The sequence below is a fragment of the Burkholderia sp. AU38729 genome (assembly GCF_020419725.1).
GTDB lineage: Bacteria > Pseudomonadota > Gammaproteobacteria > Burkholderiales > Burkholderiaceae > Burkholderia.
On sequence record NZ_JAIZQO010000007.1, the window covers coordinates 241,472 to 256,681 of the forward strand.

14 protein-coding genes are annotated in these 15,210 nt (G+C 67.9%); 7 read left to right on the plus strand and 7 right to left on the minus strand.

Features of this window, described 5'->3' with window-relative positions; all coding sequences use genetic code 11:
• Positions 1 to 211 precede the first annotated feature (211 nt).
• Both LGM56_RS20120 and LGM56_RS20125 read right to left on the minus strand, forming a co-directional pair.
• Positions 212 to 1,120 (minus strand): transporter, encoded by a 909-nt coding sequence (locus LGM56_RS20120; RefSeq protein WP_319000773.1) that lies wholly within the window; start codon positions 1,118 to 1,120, stop codon positions 212 to 214.
• Positions 1,121 to 1,282: 162 nt separating this feature from the next.
• Positions 1,283 to 2,206 carry a LysR family transcriptional regulator gene (locus tag LGM56_RS20125; RefSeq protein WP_089494604.1) on the minus strand — a complete coding sequence of 308 codons (924 nt, stop codon included), beginning with the start codon at positions 2,204 to 2,206 and terminating at the stop codon, positions 1,283 to 1,285.
• A 118-nt stretch (positions 2,207 to 2,324) separates the two neighbouring features.
• Here LGM56_RS20125 and LGM56_RS20130 point away from each other — a divergent pair, with 118 nt between their 5' ends.
• Genes LGM56_RS20130 through LGM56_RS20150 form a run of 5 tightly spaced genes read left to right on the plus strand, consistent with a single transcriptional unit; the run spans position 2,325 to position 7,379 of the window.
• A complete protein-coding gene (locus tag LGM56_RS20130) occupies positions 2,325 to 3,206 on the plus strand; it encodes an intradiol ring-cleavage dioxygenase (protein ID WP_226206593.1) in 882 nt (293 codons plus the stop codon).
• Complete coding sequence (locus LGM56_RS20135) at positions 3,203 to 3,505, plus strand: Dabb family protein (RefSeq protein WP_226206594.1); 303 nt, start codon at positions 3,203 to 3,205, stop codon at positions 3,503 to 3,505. Before LGM56_RS20130 ends, LGM56_RS20135 begins: the two co-directional genes overlap by 4 nt.
• Positions 3,506 to 3,512: 7 nt before the next feature.
• Positions 3,513 to 4,580 (plus strand): maleylacetate reductase, encoded by a 1,068-nt coding sequence (locus tag LGM56_RS20140; RefSeq protein WP_226206595.1) that lies wholly within the window; start codon positions 3,513 to 3,515, stop codon positions 4,578 to 4,580.
• Between the two features lie 50 nt (positions 4,581 to 4,630).
• On the plus strand, positions 4,631 to 6,298 hold the full coding sequence (locus tag LGM56_RS20145; RefSeq protein WP_226206596.1) for a bifunctional 3-(3-hydroxy-phenyl)propionate/3-hydroxycinnamic acid hydroxylase: 1,668 nt from the start codon (positions 4,631 to 4,633) through the stop codon (positions 6,296 to 6,298).
• A 13-nt stretch (positions 6,299 to 6,311) separates the two neighbouring features.
• Positions 6,312 to 7,379, plus strand: coding sequence for an alpha/beta hydrolase (locus tag LGM56_RS20150; RefSeq protein ID WP_226206597.1), 1,068 nt, complete (start codon positions 6,312 to 6,314; stop codon positions 7,377 to 7,379).
• Between the two features lie 46 nt (positions 7,380 to 7,425).
• Here the strand turns inward: LGM56_RS20150 and LGM56_RS20155 are convergent, their stop codons facing one another.
• On the minus strand, positions 7,426 to 7,866 hold the full coding sequence (locus LGM56_RS20155; RefSeq protein WP_226206598.1) for a nuclear transport factor 2 family protein: 441 nt from the start codon (positions 7,864 to 7,866) through the stop codon (positions 7,426 to 7,428).
• A gap of 50 nt (positions 7,867 to 7,916) precedes the next feature.
• Entirely contained in the window at positions 7,917 to 9,941 is a 2,025-nt protein-coding gene (locus tag LGM56_RS20160; protein ID WP_226206599.1) for an FAD-dependent oxidoreductase, read from the minus strand.
• 151 nt (positions 9,942 to 10,092) lie between these two features.
• On the opposite strand from LGM56_RS20160, the gene LGM56_RS20165 reads away from it, so the two are divergent.
• The gene (locus LGM56_RS20165; RefSeq protein ID WP_174975641.1) at positions 10,093 to 10,629 is read left to right on the plus strand and encodes a PadR family transcriptional regulator; all 537 of its coding nucleotides are present in this window, start codon (positions 10,093 to 10,095) and stop codon (positions 10,627 to 10,629) included.
• A 22-nt stretch (positions 10,630 to 10,651) separates the two neighbouring features.
• Complete coding sequence (locus LGM56_RS20170; protein ID WP_226206600.1) at positions 10,652 to 11,296, plus strand: SGNH/GDSL hydrolase family protein; 645 nt, start codon at positions 10,652 to 10,654, stop codon at positions 11,294 to 11,296.
• A 70-nt stretch (positions 11,297 to 11,366) separates the two neighbouring features.
• Here LGM56_RS20170 and LGM56_RS20175 read toward each other — a convergent pair whose 3' ends face one another.
• The 3 genes from LGM56_RS20175 to LGM56_RS20185 all read right to left on the minus strand — a co-directional run bounded on the left by LGM56_RS20175 (position 11,367) and on the right by LGM56_RS20185 (position 15,200).
• Positions 11,367 to 12,347, minus strand: coding sequence for an NADPH:quinone oxidoreductase family protein (locus LGM56_RS20175; RefSeq protein WP_226206601.1), 981 nt, complete (start codon positions 12,345 to 12,347; stop codon positions 11,367 to 11,369).
• Between the two features lie 148 nt (positions 12,348 to 12,495).
• Positions 12,496 to 14,325, minus strand: a complete 1,830-nt coding sequence (locus tag LGM56_RS20180; RefSeq protein ID WP_226206602.1) for an acyl-CoA dehydrogenase — start codon at positions 14,323 to 14,325, stop codon at positions 12,496 to 12,498.
• Positions 14,326 to 14,432: 107 nt separating this feature from the next.
• Positions 14,433 to 15,200, minus strand: a complete 768-nt coding sequence (locus LGM56_RS20185) for a class II aldolase/adducin family protein (protein WP_226206603.1) — start codon at positions 15,198 to 15,200, stop codon at positions 14,433 to 14,435.
• Positions 15,201 to 15,210: the final 10 nt, after the last annotated feature.

The window sequence follows — 15,210 nt, forward strand, 5'->3', positions numbered from 1 at the left end:
GACGCGGCGTGGTGCCGCTCCCCGCGCGCCGGGGTGTGTCTGGTTTTCGTCACGTCGTATCGATCTTCGGAGGGTGGCGTCGCACGCGGCCGTGCCAGGCAGCCCGGCCCGTCGGTGGCGCAAACCTCGGATGATACAATATATCATCTCGATTCGTCAGGATTTCGTCAGGTTGTCCCGGCCGGGTGCGCGGCCGGGCCGTACGCCGCGCCTACAACGGAAAACTGAACTGCACCCACAGCTTGTCGCCCTGCGGCCGGTTGCGCACCGCGAACTCGTGCTGGTACTTCACGACCACGCCCGACGCCGGCCCCCACATGACACGCAGTTGCGGGCCGATCGCGACCGATTGCCCGCGAAAGCCGTCCGACGCGACCTTGACGCCGTCCTGCGTATCGTCGGTGAACTGCTTCAGGACCGTGCCCTGCACGCCGAGCTGCACGCGCCGGTCGATCGCATAGCCGATCAGGTAGTCGAGCACGGCGACCGCCCCCGAATGGTAGCGCGTCGCATGGTTCGGCGAATTCAGCTCCAGCAGCGTGGTCGTCGAGATCTCCCAGTCGCGGCCCGGAAGCCAGGTCGTGCTGACGTACGGCAGGAACGCAACCGTGTTCAGCCCGGTGTTCGCGATCCGGTTCGCCGCATACGCACCGGTCGGCACCGCGAACGACGGCGAGAAGAACGCGAAGAAGGTCTTCGATGCGTTCGCGTAGTTGATCATGAACGGCTCGAGGATCGCGTCGCCGAGCGACGTGCGGTTTCCCGTCCCGCCCGGCGTCGACAGATGCAAATGCACGATCGGCACGATCGCGCTGCTCGACAGCGAGAACGGCCCGAGCGTCGCGCCCCAGGTGTGAACGACGCGCGGCGTTTCCGCGACGACGCTCAGGTGGAACCCCGGCACCGCATTGCCGCCATCCGGCCCGTCGAACCGGTTCGACGCGTAGTAAAGCGAATAGTTGAAGTACTGCGTGTTGCCGGGCGGCGGAAGCAGCCCGTTCAGCACCGTGTTGACGCCGAACGGATAGCTGATCTGCCCGTTCTCCGTGGCCGACGCCGGAACCTGAATGGCTCCGGCGATCAGGAGTGCCAACGGCACTCGTCGCAAGGTGAATCTCATGTCGTCTCCAGACCGGATTGTTATCGTGTCATCGCGAGCCGGGCATCGCAGGCCCGGGGAGACGCAATGTAAAGCGCACGACAGCGGCGAAAAAGACGACGTTCGGGAGAACAGTTCTCCGTCACACGGAGAAATACGCGACGGTGCAGCGCCGGCCTGCGATCAGCGGCCGACTGCCTTCCATTTGCGCGCGAGCCCGAGGCGTTCGAAGCGCTCGATCAGGAACTCGGTGAACACGCGGATCTTCGCCGGCTGATGGCGGCGGCTCTGGTACGCGATGTTGACGGTGAGCGCCGGCAGTTGCCAGTCGGTGAGCACCGGCACCAGCTTCCCCGCGACGATATCGTCGTGAATGATGTAGAGCGGCTGGATCAGGATGCCGAGCCCGGCAAGTGCCGCGGCGCGGATCACCTGCCCTTCGTTCGCATCGAGCACGCTCTTGATCGTGACTGACTGCTTCTTCGCGCCGTGGCGGAAATGCAGCACGTACGGATCGTTCGCAAGGTTGTAGACCAGCAGCCGGTGGTCGCACAGCGCATCGGGCGTCGCCGGCGCGCCGTGCTTCGCCAGATACCCGGGCGACGCGGCCAGCACGCGCCGCGTCTCGGCGAGCTTGCGCACGGTGATGCCCGAATCCGCTTCATGCTCGCGCGTGCGGATCGCCACGTCGATGCCGGCCTCGATGAAATCCGGATAGCGGTTCGCCGCGACGATCTGCACGTTCAGGTTCGGGTAGCGCCGATGGAACTCGGGCAACGCGGGCGCGATATAGATCGACGCGAACGATACCGATGCGGTCACGCGCAGCGTGCCGGCCGGATTGACGCTCGCTTCGTTGACCGCCGCATCGGCCTCCGACAGTTCCATCAGGATCGCGACACAACGCCGGTGGTATTCATGCCCGGCGTCGGTCAGCCACAGGCGGCGCGTGGTGCGCTCGACGAGCCGCGCCCCCAGCCGCTCCTCCAGCGCGTTCAGGCAGCGGCTCGCCGCCGCGCTCGACATCCCGAGCCGCTCGGCGGCCTTCGACAGGCTGCCCAGCTCGGCGACCTGCACGAAAAATTCGATCTGCGTCCACTTGTCCATGCGTTCGATTCTTCCACCTGGCGGAGAACAAAACTCCTCCAAACCCTCTTTTTTACGATCCGGGGAGGAATTAATGTTACGTCAACGCGCTATCCAACGACATCAGGAGACACCCCCTATGCGCAATCTCAACGAAGACACCATCACACAGGCCGTGATCGCGTCGCTGGGCGGCTGTCGCGACGAGCGGTTGCGCACGGTGATGACCAGCCTCGTCCAGCATCTGCACTCGTTTGCCCGGGAGACGAAGCTCACCGAGGCCGAATGGCAAGCCGCGATCGGCTTCCTGACGGCCGTGGGCCACATCACCGACGACAAGCGCCAGGAGTTCATCCTGCTGTCCGACGTGCTCGGGCTGTCGACCCTCGTCACCGCGCAGAATCACGCGAAGCCGGCCGGCTGCACGGAGGCGACCGTATTCGGTCCGTTCTACGTCGAAGGCAGCCGCGACTTCGGGATGTTCGACGACATCGCGAACGGCGCCTGCGGCGAGCCGTGCTTCGTGTCGGGCCACGTGCGCGGCATCGACGGCCTGCCGATCGCGCACGCCTCGCTGGAAGTCTGGCAAGCCGACGAGGACGGCCACTACGACGTGCAGCTTCCGGCCGACGACGGCTCGGTCACGCACCGCGCGCGCGGCCGGCTGCGCACCGATGCCGACGGTCGCTACGCATTCCGCTCGATCCTCGCCGAGCCGTATCCGATTCCGCACGACGGCCCCGTCGGCGCGATGCTCGACGCGCTCGGCCGTCATCCGTGGCGGCCCGCGCACCTGCACTTCATGATCGAGGCGCGCTGCTACGAAACGCTGATCACGCACGTGTTCCGCGACGGCGACCGCTATCTCGACTCCGATGCGGTGTTCGGCGTACGGTCGACGCTCGTCGCCGACTGGGTCCGGCACGCGCCCGGCATCGCGCCGGACGGCTCGCGCATGGACACGCCGTTCTACACGCTCGAGTACGACTTCGTGCTCAATCCCGCGGAGCGCGCCGCATGATCCGCCACGTCGTGATGTGGAACGTCGCCGGCGCGACCGAACCCGAGCGCGCGGCGGCACGCACCACCGTCAAGACCGCCTTCGAAAGCCTGCGCGGCCGGATTCCGGGCATGACGCACCTCGAAGTCGGCGCGGATTTCAGCGCGGCCGACCACGCGTGCGACCTGATTCTCGTCGCCGATTTCGAATCGCGCGCAGCACTCGACGCATACGCGACGCATCCTGAACACACACGTGTACGCGACGCACTGACGGGCCTGCGCATCGCGCGCCATCAGGTCGACTACGCAACGGAGTAACAACGACATGAACTTCATCTACCAGGCCCGCCCCGCCCGCGTGATCTTCGGCGCAGGCAGCCTCGAGCATCTCGAACGCGAAGTGCTGGAACTGGGCGCGCAACGCGCGATCGTGCTCTGCACGCCGGAGCAGCGCGACCTCGCGCAACGCCTCGTCGAGCGGCTCGGTGTGCGCGCGGCCGGGCTGTACGATCGCGCGACGATGCACGTGCCGATCGAGATCGCCCGCGATGCGCAGGCGTTCGCCAGGTCGTGCGATGCGGATTGCGCGATCGCGATCGGCGGCGGTTCGACGATCGGCCTCGGCAAGGCGATCGCGCTCGAAAGCAGCCTGCCGATCCTCGCGATTCCGACGACGTACGCCGGCAGCGAGATGACGCCGATCTACGGCCTGACCGAAGGCGGCCTCAAGCGCACGGGCTCCGACGCTCGCGTGTTGCCGAAAACGGTGATCTACGATCCCGCGCTCACCGTCACGCTGCCCGTCGAGCTGTCCGTGACGAGCGGCCTCAACGCGATCGCGCACGCGGCGGAAGGCCTCTACGCGAACAACGCGAATCCGGTGATGAGTCTCATGGCCGAAGAAGGCATTCGCGCGCTCGCGCGCGGCCTGCCCGGCGTGCGGCGCGACCCTGCCGATCTCGCCGCGCGCAGCGACGCGCTCTACGGCGCGTGGCTGTGCGGCATGGTGCTCGGCAACGTCGGCATGGCGCTGCACCACAAGCTCTGTCACACGCTCGGCGGCAGCTTCAACCTGCCGCACGCGCCGACCCACACGGTCGTGCTGCCGCATGCGCTCGCGTACAACGCCGCGCACGCGCCGGACGCGATGCGGCGGATCGCCCGCGCGATCGGCACCAACGACGCCGCACGCGGCCTCTACGCGCTGGCGCTCGACAACGGCGCGCCGGTCGCGCTGAAGGCGATCGGCATGCAGGAAGCCGACCTCGATCGCGCCGCCGATCTCGCGGCCGCCAATCCGTACTGGAACCCGCGCCCGATCGAACGTGACGGCCTGCGCGCGCTGCTGCAGGACGCGTTCGACGGCAACCTGCCCGGCTCGACCGCGCGCTGAGCCGGCTACACGACAAACCAACAAAAGACACCGTCATGGAGACACCCCGCATGAACACCGAATCAAGCGCGCACGGCGACAGCACCGTCGAACACTGCGACGTCGCCATCGTCGGCTACGGCCCGACCGGCCTCGTCGCCGCCTCGATGCTGGGCCGCGCCGGCCATCGCGTGATCGTCGTCGAACGCTGGCCGACGCCCTACGGCCTGCCGCGCCTCACGCACATCGACGGCGAAACCGCGCGCATCGTGCAGGCGAGTGCCGATGTCGATCACGCGCTGCGCAACGCGAAGGCCGTCGACACCTACCATTACCGCGATGCGAACGGCGACCTGCTGCTCGAACTGAACTGGGCCGGCCGCGCGTGCGGCTACCCCGCGCACATCTCGATCTACCAGCCCGACATCGAGGACGCGATCGATGCGCGCGCCAGCACGTTCAGGAACGTGACGATCCTGCGCGGCTGGGAAGTCGACACGCTGCTGCAGGACGACGACGGCGTGACGCTGACCGCGCATCCGTCGCGCGGCAGCCAGGACGCGCAATGGACCGGCAAGCCGCGCGCGATTCGCGCCCGCTACGTGATCGGTGCCGACGGCGCGAACAGCTTCGTGCGCCGCACGCTCGGCATCGACCGGTCGGATTTCGGCTACAACGAGCGCTGGCTCAATCTCGATTCGGAGAACCAGCGCGATCTCGGCGACGGCTGTGCGCGCACGACGATCTACTGCGATCCGGCACGCGCGTACATGCACATGCCGATCGGCACGAAGCGCACGCGGTTCGAGCTGCGCGTGCTGCCGGACGAATCGACCGCCGAATGGGAAACGGAAGAAGCCGGCTGGAAGTGGCTCAACGACCACTACGGCTACGGCCCGGACGACCTGAAGCTGCTGCGCCATGTCGTCTACACGTTCGAGACGCGCATGGCCGAACGCTGGCGCGCCGGCCGCGTGCTGCTCGCGGGCGATGCCGCGCACACGATGATGCCGTACATGGGACAAGGCGCGTGCTCTGGCATGCGCGACGGCATCAACCTCGCGTGGAAGCTCGACCTGGTGCTGACCGGGCGCGCGTCCGACGACCTGCTCGACACGTTCGAAGCCGAGCGTCGCCCGCACGTGACCGCGATCACGCAGATGTCGCTGTTCCTCGGGCAGGTGGTCAACGAGGACGACCCGCGCAAGGTCGCCGAGCGCGACGCGGCCTTCCGCTCCGGCAACATGCCGCCGATGCCGCCGTTCCCGAAGCTCGAGCACGGCATCGTGCACGACGAAGCCGACGGCACGCGCGTGCCGACGACCGGCGCGCCCGCACCGCAGGGGCGCGTGCGCCGCGGCGCGGCCGAGGGCCGCTTCGACGACGTGGTCGGCCGCGGATTCCAGCTCGTCGCGCGTGAACACCCTTCCCGCTACCTCGACGACGCGCAGCGTGCGTTCCTTGCGCGGCTCGGCTGTCGCGTGGCCGTGCTGTCCGACGACGTGAGCGCACCGGATGCCGTGGTCGACCTCGACGGCGAACAGCACGCGTTCATGCACGCGCACGGGATCGGCGCGTATCTCGCGCGGCCGGATTTCATCGTATTCGGCTCGGTGGCCGACCTGCGCGACCTCGGCACGCTCGTCGATGCGCTCCGCGACAAGCTGTACTGGTCCGCCGCGTCGGCCGAGCCGTCCGCCGCTTCGGCGGCTTCGGCGGCCGTCACCCACGCATCGTGAAGGAGGGTTGCGCATGACGACCGAACTGTCACCGTTCGCGCTGTCCCTGCAACGCGCGATGCCCGTCACGCGCCTGCTCGACTGCGGGATGGACCATGCGGACGCAATGGCACTGCACGCGCGCACGTCCGCGGGCGAACCGTGGGACATCGCGGCCGAAGCGCTGGCCGACGCGCAGCTCGCGCGCGCCGCGCAAGCGGCGGAAGCCGGCCACCGGGTCACGGCCGCCGACGCGCAGGCGATGGCCATCGCGAACCTGCTGTTTGCGCAGATGGCGTTCAACCACGACGTGCCGCGCAAACGCGCGCTCTATGCGCGGCTGGTCGACGCGTCGCACGGTCTCGCGCGCTGGTCCGACAAGCGCATCGAGCGCGTGGAAGTGCCGTTCGGCGATGCGCACCTGATCGGCTGGCTGGTCCGGCCGCCGACCGACCGCGTACGCGGCGCCGTCATCCTGTTCGGCGGCCAGAGCGGCTGGGGCTTCGCTTACTGGCCGATCGCGCGCGCGCTCGCGGCGCGCGGCGTCGCCACGCTGCTTGCCGAAGGGCCCGGCCAGGGCGAGACGCGGCTCGAACAGCGGATCTTCGTCGACGTCGACATGCGCGCCGCGTACCGGCGCTTCGTCGATGCGGTCGCCGACCGCGTGCCCGGGCCGATCGGTATCTGGGGAAACAGCATCGGCGGGTTGTGGGCGGCCGCGACCGCCGCGAGCGACCAACGGATCGCCGCCTGCTGCGTGAACGGTGCACTCGCGGCGCCGACGCTGCTGCCGTTCCGCACGTTCGTCGAACAGGCTGCGGCCATGCTCGGCAACGACGATCCCGATGCGGTCACGGCAAACTTCGCGCGGATGCGCTTCTCGTCCGAACGCGACCGCATCACGTGCCCGCTGCTGGTGCTGCACGGCGGCGACGACCCGCTGATCCGGCTCGACGATCAGCAGCCGTTTCTCGATGCGGCGACGTCCGGCGATGCGACGCTCAGGGTCTGGCCGGACGGCGAGCACACGATCTACAACCATGCGTCCGAGCGAACCGCGTTCGTCTGCGACTGGTTCGTCGAGCGGTTCGCGCGGGCGTGACGACGCCAGGCAGTGGGTCGGGAACCGGGCGGCCCGGCGGCCCGACTCAACCGCCGAGCTTGAACGACGGCAACTGCTGCGCGAGCCGCGCGCCCATTTCCGCGCCGAGTGCCTGCAGCGCATTGAACGGCCGGATCATGACTTCGAACTCGACGATCCGCCCTTCTTCGTCGAAGCGGATCATGTCGATCCCCTTCAGCGCCTTGTCGCCGATGGCCGCACTGAACTCCAGCACCACGCTGTTGCCGTCGTCGGTGACGAACTGGCGGTGATAGGTGAAATCCTCGAGGATCGTGATCACCGTGCGCAGCGCCAGCAACAGCGCGGGCGCCGGCCCGTACGGCTTGAACGCCATCGGCGAACGGAACACGGCGTCCGGATGGACGATCGACTCCAGTGCGCCAAAATCCTTGCGTTCGACCATCGCGTGCCACGTGTCGAGCGATTGCGCGACAGCGGGTTGAAGGTGCAGCGGTGCGTTCGTCATCGAAGGCTCCTGTATCGTCGGGCGGAAAAGAAACGAATCGGTCTGAAATCTCAAAGGGTCGCGCCCAGCGTCGTGCCCTGGTGAATCGCGCGCTTCGCGTCGAGCTCGGCCGCTTCGTACGCGCCGCCGATCACGTGCACCTTGCGCCCGGCGGCCTCCAGTTGCTCCGCCAGTTCGCGCAACGGCTCCTGCCCCGCGCAGATCACGACGTGGTCCACCGGCAGCGTCTGCTCGACGCCGTCGATCGTCACGTGCAATCCTGCGTCGTCGATACGCCGGTACGTCACCGCCGACGACATCCCGACACCACGCGCCTTCAGCGCCGTGCGGTGGATCCATCCGGTGGTCTTGCCGAGCCCGTCGCCGACCTTCGATGCCTTGCGCTGCAGCAGATGGATTTGCCGTGCCGCCGGCTCGGGGTGCGCATGACGCAAGCCGCCTGCGTTCGCGTACGACGGGTCGACACCCCACTCGGCGAAGAAGCGGTCCGCATCGACGTGCCCGGCGCCCGCACGATGCACGAGATATTCCGCGACGTCGAAGCCGATCCCGCCGGCACCGACGATCGCAACATTGCGGCCCACCGCCTTGCCGTCGCGCAGCACGTCGAGATAGCCGAGCGCCTTGGCGTGCCCGACACCATCGATCGGCGGTGTGCGCGGCACGATGCCCGTCGCGATCACCACTTCGTCGAATTCGCGTTGCAGCAGCAGCTCGGCGGTCGCGCGCGTATTGAGGTGGAGCGTCACGCCGCGCAATTCGAGCTGCCGGCGGAAATAGCGCAGCGTCTCGTTGAACTCTTCCTTGCCGGGCACCTTCTTCGCGATGTTGAACTGGCCGCCGATCTCGGCGCCGGCTTCGTACAGCGTCACCGCATGCCCGCGCTCGGCCGCGGTGACCGCGAAGCCGAGGCCCGCCGGCCCGGCGCCGACCACGGCGATCCGCTTGCGCTGCTGCGCGGGGCGAATCACGAGCTCGGTTTCATGGCACGCGCGCGGATTCACGAGGCACGACGTGATCCGGCCGCTGAACGTATGGTCGAGGCAGGCCTGGTTGCAGCCGATGCACGTGTTGATTTCGTCCGCGCGCCCTTCCCGTGCCTTGCGGACGAACTCGGCATCGGCGAGAAACGGCCGCGCCATCGACACCATGTCGCAATAGCCGTCGGCCAGCAGTTGCTCCACGACGTCCGGCGTGTTGATCCGGTTGGTCGCGACGAGCGGGATGCCGACCTTGCCCATCAACTGCCGCGTGACCCAGGCGTACGCGGCGCGCGGCACCTTCGTCGCGATGGTCGGAATGCGCGCCTCGTGCCAGCCGATGCCCGTGTTGATGATCGTCGCACCGGCCGCTTCGATCGCCTGCGCGAGCCGGATCACTTCGTCGAGCGTCGAGCCGCCTTCGACGAGATCGAGCATCGACAACCGGTAGATGATGATGAAGTTCGTGCCGACCCGCTCGCGCACGCGCCGCACGATCTCGACCGGGAACCGGATGCGGTTCTCGTACGCGCCGCCCCATGCGTCGTCGCGATGGTTCGTGCGCGACGCGATGAATTCGTTGATCAGGTAGCCTTCGGATCCCATGATCTCGACGCCGTCGTAACCCGCATGCTGCGCGAGCGCCGCACATCGGACGAAATCGGCGATCGTCTCGTCGACTTCATCGCTCGTCAACGCATGCGGCGTGAACGGGTTGATCGGCGCCTTCAGCGCGCTCGGCGCGGCAAGCGCCGGGTGATACGCGTAGCGCCCGAAATGCAGGATCTGCAGCGCGATCTTGCCGCCCTCCGCATGCACCGCGCGCGTCACGACACGATGACGCTCGGCTTCCGCTTCGGTCGTCAGCATCGCGCCGCCGGGCGCCGGACGGCCCCGCTCGTTCGGCGCGAAACCGCCCGTGACGATCAGGCCGGCCTCGCCGCGCGCCCGCTCCGCATAGAACGCCGCCATCCGCTCGAAGCCGTTCGGCGCTTCCTCGAGGCCCACGTGCATCGACCCCATCAGCACGCGGTTCCTGAGTGACGTGAAGCCGAGCTCGAGCGGGGTCGTCAAATGCGGATAACGCGATGTCATGGGGTGTCTCCAATTTTTATGCAACAAGTTGCACAGATAGTAGTCGACCGCTTTCGTTTATGCAACCCGTTGCATAAACGCATCCGTCATCTTGTACTGTGGCCCCGATATGGCAAGATGCGGTTCATTCCGCGGCCTCCTTCGATCCGACATGTCCCTGCCCCACGCCCTCCTCACCGCGCTCGCCGAACGCCCCGGTTCAGGCTCCGAACTCGCGGACCGTTTCGATCGCTCGATCGGCTATTTCTGGCAGGCGACGCATCAACAGATCTATCGCGAGCTGGGACGTCTCGAGGAAACGGGCTGGATCGAATCGCTGCCGGCCGAATCGGGGCGCGGCCGCAAGCGCGCGTACCGGATCCTGCCGGCCGGCAAGAAGGAGTTGCGCCGCTGGATCGCCGAACCGGAAGACCCGACGCCGCTGCGTGAAGCGTTGATGGTGCGCCTGCGCGCGGAAGCGGTGCTCGGCCCGGCCGGCCTCGAGGACGAAATCAGGCGGCGCATCGCGTTGCACCAGGAGAAGCTCGACCTGTATCTGCAGATCGAGGCACGCGATTTTTCGGAAAGCGCCGATTCGCGCACGAAGCGCCTTCAGCACCTGGTCCTGCAGGCCGGCATCGCGAACGAGCGGTTCTGGGTCGAATTCTCGCAGCACGCGCTCGACGTGCTGCGCTTGCCGAAAGACTGAACGACTGACGGAGGAAGGGACGATGACGCAGAAAACCGTGCTCTGCTACGGCGATTCGAACACGCATGGCACCCGCCCGATGACGCGTGCCGGCGTACTGGAGCGGTTCGCACGCGAAGAACGCTGGACCGGCGTGCTGGCGCACACGCTCGGCACGAGCTGGCGGGTCATCGAAGAAGGGTTGCCCGCGCGGACGACCGTGCATGACGATCCGATCGAAGGCCGGCACAAGAACGGATTGTCGTATCTGCGCGCGTGCGTCGAAAGTCACTTGCCCGTCGATGTCGTCGTGCTGATGCTCGGGACCAACGATCTGAAGACACGCTTCTCGGTCACGCCCGCCGACATCGCGACGTCGGTCGGCGTGCTGCTTGCCGAGATCGCCGCGTGCGGTGCGGGCCCGTCCGGTGCGTCACCGACGCTCGTGCTGATGGCGCCTGCGCCGATCGTCGAGGTCGGCTTCCTCGGCGAGATCTTCGCGGGCGGCGCAGCGAAGTCGCGGCAGCTCGCGAAGCGGTACGAACAGGTGGCAAGCGACGCCGGTGCGCACTTTCTCGATGCCGGCGCGATCATCGAGGTGAGCCCGGTGGATGGCGTTCACTTCGCGGCCGATCAGCATCGTGCGCTCGGGCAGCGGGTCGCCGCCCTTCTGCAGCAGATCGCGTAACGCGCACGAGCGCCGAACCGCAGCCGCGCGGCGTGTGCCGGAACACGGCACGCCGCGCGCGGAAAGCCGGTCACGCGTCCGGCAGGATCACCACCTTGCCCTTCACCTGCCGGTTGGCCATCCGCGCGATCGCATCGGCCGCATCGGCCAGCGACACACGCTCGGTGATCGCGGGTCGTACCTTGCCGGCCGCGAACCATTCGGCCAGCAGGCGCATGTTCGCGACATGCTGCTTCGGATCGCGGCGCACCGCATCGCCCCAGAACACGCCCAGAATGTCGCGCTCCTTGAGCAGCGCCAGGTTCAGCGCGAGCTTCGGAATCTCGCCGGCCGCGAAGCCGACCACGAGGAACCGGCCGCGCCACGCGGTCGCGCGCAACGCCGCTTCGCTGTAGGCACCGCCCACCGGATCGTAGACGACGTCCGCACCGCGCCCGCCGGTCAACTCGTCCACGCGGCGGCGCAGGTCTTCGGTCGCATAGTCGATCGTCTCGTCGGCGCCCGCTTCACGGCACAGCGCCAGCTTGTCCGCGCTCGACGCCGCCGCGATCACGCGCGCGCCGAGCGCCTTCGCGATCTCGATCGCGGCGAGGCCAACGCCGCCCGCCGCGCCCAGGACGAGCAACGTCTCGCCTGCTTGCAGCCGCGCGCGCTGCTGCAACGCGTGCAGCGACGTGCCGTACGCAAGCACGAGCGCCGCGCCCTGCTCGAATGTCATGCCCGGCGGCAGCGCGGCGATCTGGTGCACGTCGGCCACGCACTGCTGCGCAAAGCCGCCGTGCCCGGTGAACGCGACCACCGCATCCCCCGGCTGCCACGCGGTCACGCCGTCGCCCACCGCGTCGATCACGCCGGCAAATTCCGCGCCCGGCGAAAACGGCAGCGCCGGCTTCACCTGGTACAACCCCTGGACGATCAGCGCGTCGGGGAAATTGAGCGACGCGGCCTTCACCCGAACCCGGACCTGCCCCGCGGCCGGCTCGGGAATCGCCACGTCCTCGATGCGCAAGCTGTCGATCGGGCCGAATGCGGTACACAACAGGGCTTTCATGTTCGTCTCTCTCCTTGTGCGGCGTGGCCGCGCATCGAGTCATCCCGCGGGGCGCGCCCGCATGGCCGGTTCACGACGAATCCGCAACGGCCGACGTAATCGGCATCCGCGACATCGTCTGCATCCCGGAATGTCGGTGAAGCAATGATCAGAACCACGCGTCGCGCATGTCGAGCGTCGTCGTGTCGACGCTCGCGAGCAGATCGAGCTGCGCATCCACTTTCGGCAATTCCCAGTTGAAGAAATAGCGGGCCGCCGCACGCTTGCCGTCGTGGAAATCGTCGGCGAGCCCGTGCGCGGCGAGCGTCACGTCGAGCCACAGCCACGCGACGACGAGATGGCCGAACGCTTCCAGGTAGACGCTCGCATTCGCGAGCCGCGCCTGCGGATCGCCGATCGCACCGAGTTGCCGCGTGACGTCGACCAGCCGCGCCCAGCGCCGCGCCAGCGCATCGGCCCGCTCGCGCAGGTCGGCATCGAGCGTCCGCGCGCGTTCGACGGTCGCGCCGATCCGCGCATCGAGCGCGTGCAGCGACGCGCCATCGTCCTGTGCGACCTTGCGGCCCAGCAGGTCGAGCGCCTGGATCCCGTGCGTACCTTCGTGGATCGGGTTGAGACGATTGTCGCGATAGAGCCGCTCGACCGCGTAATCGCGCGTGTAGCCATAGCCGCCGTGCACCTGGATCGCGAGGTCGTTCGCCGCGAGACACCACTGCGACGGCCAGCTTTTCGCGATCGGCGTCAGGATGTCGAGCAGGCGCGTGGCATCGGCGCGCACGTCCGCATCGTCGTGCGCGCGTGCTTCGTCGACCCGCTTCGCGCAATACAGGATCAGCGCGAGACCGCCTTCGACATACGCCTTCTGCGCGAGCAGCATGCGCCGCACGTCCGGATGGTCGACGATCGGCGCCTGCGGCGCGGCGGCATCCTTGCCTGCCGGCCCGAGCGGGCGCCCTTGCGGCCGGTTGCGCGCATAGTCGAGCGCGTGCAGATAACCCGTGTAGCCGAGTGCCACCGCGCCCGCGCCGACACCGATGCGCGCTTCGTTCATCATGTGGAACATGTAGGCGAGGCCGTGATTCGGCTGGCCGACCAGATAGCCGATCGCGCCTGCGCGCCCTTGCGGGCGGTAGCGCGTGCCTTCGCCGAAATTCAGCAGGCAGTTGGTGGTGCCGCGGTAACCCATCTTGTGGTTCAGTCCGGCGAGCACCACGTCGTTGTGCTCGCCCTGCGTCACGCCGTCGGCGCCCGGCAGGTACTTGGGCACGATGAACAGCGAGATGCCGCGCGTGCCGGGCAGCAGCCGGCCGTGTTCGTCGGGAATCTTCGCGAGCACGAGGTGGACGATGTTCTCCGTCAGCTCGTGTTCGCCACCCGAGATCCACATCTTGTTGCCGGTCAGCCGGTAGCGCGGGCCGAGCGGCGAGTCGCCTTCGAAATCCGCGCGCGTCGCGATGTCGGACAGCGACGAACCGGCCTGCGGCTCGGACAGGCACATGGTGCCGAGATAGCGCCCTTCCAGCTCCGGGCGCGCAAATGCGTCGATCTGCGCGGGGCTGCCGTGCGCGACGAGCAGGTTCGCGTTGGCGGCGGTCAGGAACGGATAGGCGGACGTGGCGATGTTCGCGGCCTGGAAGAACAGGAACGATGCGGCTTCGACCAGCTTCGGCAAGCGCATGCCGCCGAGCGCTTCGTCGTGGCCCGCGGCGATCAGCCCGGCGTCCGCGAACGCGCGCACGGCCGGTTCGACGTCGGGGATCAGCGTCACGCGCTCGCCGTCGAACTGCGGCTCCTCGCGATCGCCACGCGCCGCGTGCGGCGCGAACAGGTCTTCGGCAATCCGCACGCTGGTGTCGAGCACCGCGTCGAACGTCTCGCGACTGTGCTCGGCGTAGCGCGGCAACGCGACGAGCGCTTCCGCGTCGAGCCAGTCATACAGCAGGAACGCGAGATCGCGTCGCGACATCAACAAGCTCATCGTGCTGCCTCCCGGGGCCGGCTTCGTCAGCCGAATGAAGGATTCCGTGACGGAAAGTGCTGGCAGGAATTTAGCACGGTCGTTCTAAAACGACAACGATGGATGCGCTAGTCCGCGTAACCGGGATTGCGCCGATCGAGCCGGCGCAGCAAGCCGGGCCAGACGAGCGCCCCGGCGCCCATCCCGCGCGTCACCGCGGCGATCTGCTGCTTGATGCCGTCGAGAATCGGCTGGCCGATCGGCAACAACGCCGAACCGCCCGCCTGCGCGCGGACCTGGATCATGCAGGCCGCTTCGAAGAAGTACATCGCGACGAACGCGTCTGCCGGCGTCGCGCCGACGGTCAGCAGGCCGTGGTTGCGCAGCATCAGGTTCGTGTTGGCGCCGAGGTCGTGCACGAGGCGCGCCTTCTCGCCTTCGTTGAGCGCAATGCCCTCGTAGTCGTGATACCCGAGCGACGCCAGCACGCCGAGCGACTGCTGCGACAGCGGCAGCAAGCCCCCTTCCTGCGCCGACACGGCGACGCCGTTGATCGAATGCGTATGCATCACGCACAGTGCGTCGTCGCGGGCCGCATGCACCGCGCTGTGAATGGTGAAGCCGGCCGGGTTGATCTCGTCAGGTGATTCGGACACCTTGCGTCCGTCGAGATCGACCTTCACCAGCGACGATGCCGTGATCTCGTCGAACATCATCCCGTACGGGTTGATCAGGAAGTGGTGCTCCGGGCCGGGCACGCGCGCGGAAATATGGGTGAATACGAGATCGTCCCAGCCGAACAGCGCGGTGAGGCGATAGGCCGCCGCGAGGTTGACTCGCGCGTCCCATTCGGCGGGGGAAACCGACTGCTTCACACTGACTTCGGAAGAGGCCACGTCACGCTCC

Excerpts from the sequence above, each read along its gene's own strand:
- LGM56_RS20120 (WP_319000773.1), bottom strand. The coding sequence starts at position 1,120 with ATGAGATTCACCTTGCGACGAGTGCCGTTGGCACTCCTGATCGCCGGA.
- LGM56_RS20125 (WP_089494604.1), bottom strand. The coding sequence starts at position 2,206 with ATGGACAAGTGGACGCAGATCGAATTTTTCGTGCAGGTCGCCGAGCTG.
- LGM56_RS20130 (WP_226206593.1), top strand. The coding sequence starts at position 2,325 with ATGCGCAATCTCAACGAAGACACCATCACACAGGCCGTGATCGCGTCG.
- LGM56_RS20135 (WP_226206594.1), top strand. The coding sequence starts at position 3,203 with ATGATCCGCCACGTCGTGATGTGGAACGTCGCCGGCGCGACCGAACCC.
- LGM56_RS20140 (WP_226206595.1), top strand. The coding sequence starts at position 3,513 with ATGAACTTCATCTACCAGGCCCGCCCCGCCCGCGTGATCTTCGGCGCA.
- LGM56_RS20145 (WP_226206596.1), top strand. The coding sequence starts at position 4,631 with ATGAACACCGAATCAAGCGCGCACGGCGACAGCACCGTCGAACACTGC.
- LGM56_RS20150 (WP_226206597.1), top strand. The coding sequence starts at position 6,312 with ATGACGACCGAACTGTCACCGTTCGCGCTGTCCCTGCAACGCGCGATG.
- LGM56_RS20155 (WP_226206598.1), bottom strand. The coding sequence starts at position 7,866 with ATGACGAACGCACCGCTGCACCTTCAACCCGCTGTCGCGCAATCGCTC.
- LGM56_RS20160 (WP_226206599.1), bottom strand. The coding sequence starts at position 9,941 with ATGACATCGCGTTATCCGCATTTGACGACCCCGCTCGAGCTCGGCTTC.
- LGM56_RS20165 (WP_174975641.1), top strand. The coding sequence starts at position 10,093 with ATGTCCCTGCCCCACGCCCTCCTCACCGCGCTCGCCGAACGCCCCGGT.
- LGM56_RS20170 (WP_226206600.1), top strand. The coding sequence starts at position 10,652 with ATGACGCAGAAAACCGTGCTCTGCTACGGCGATTCGAACACGCATGGC.
- LGM56_RS20175 (WP_226206601.1), bottom strand. The coding sequence starts at position 12,347 with ATGAAAGCCCTGTTGTGTACCGCATTCGGCCCGATCGACAGCTTGCGC.
- LGM56_RS20180 (WP_226206602.1), bottom strand. The coding sequence starts at position 14,325 with ATGAGCTTGTTGATGTCGCGACGCGATCTCGCGTTCCTGCTGTATGAC.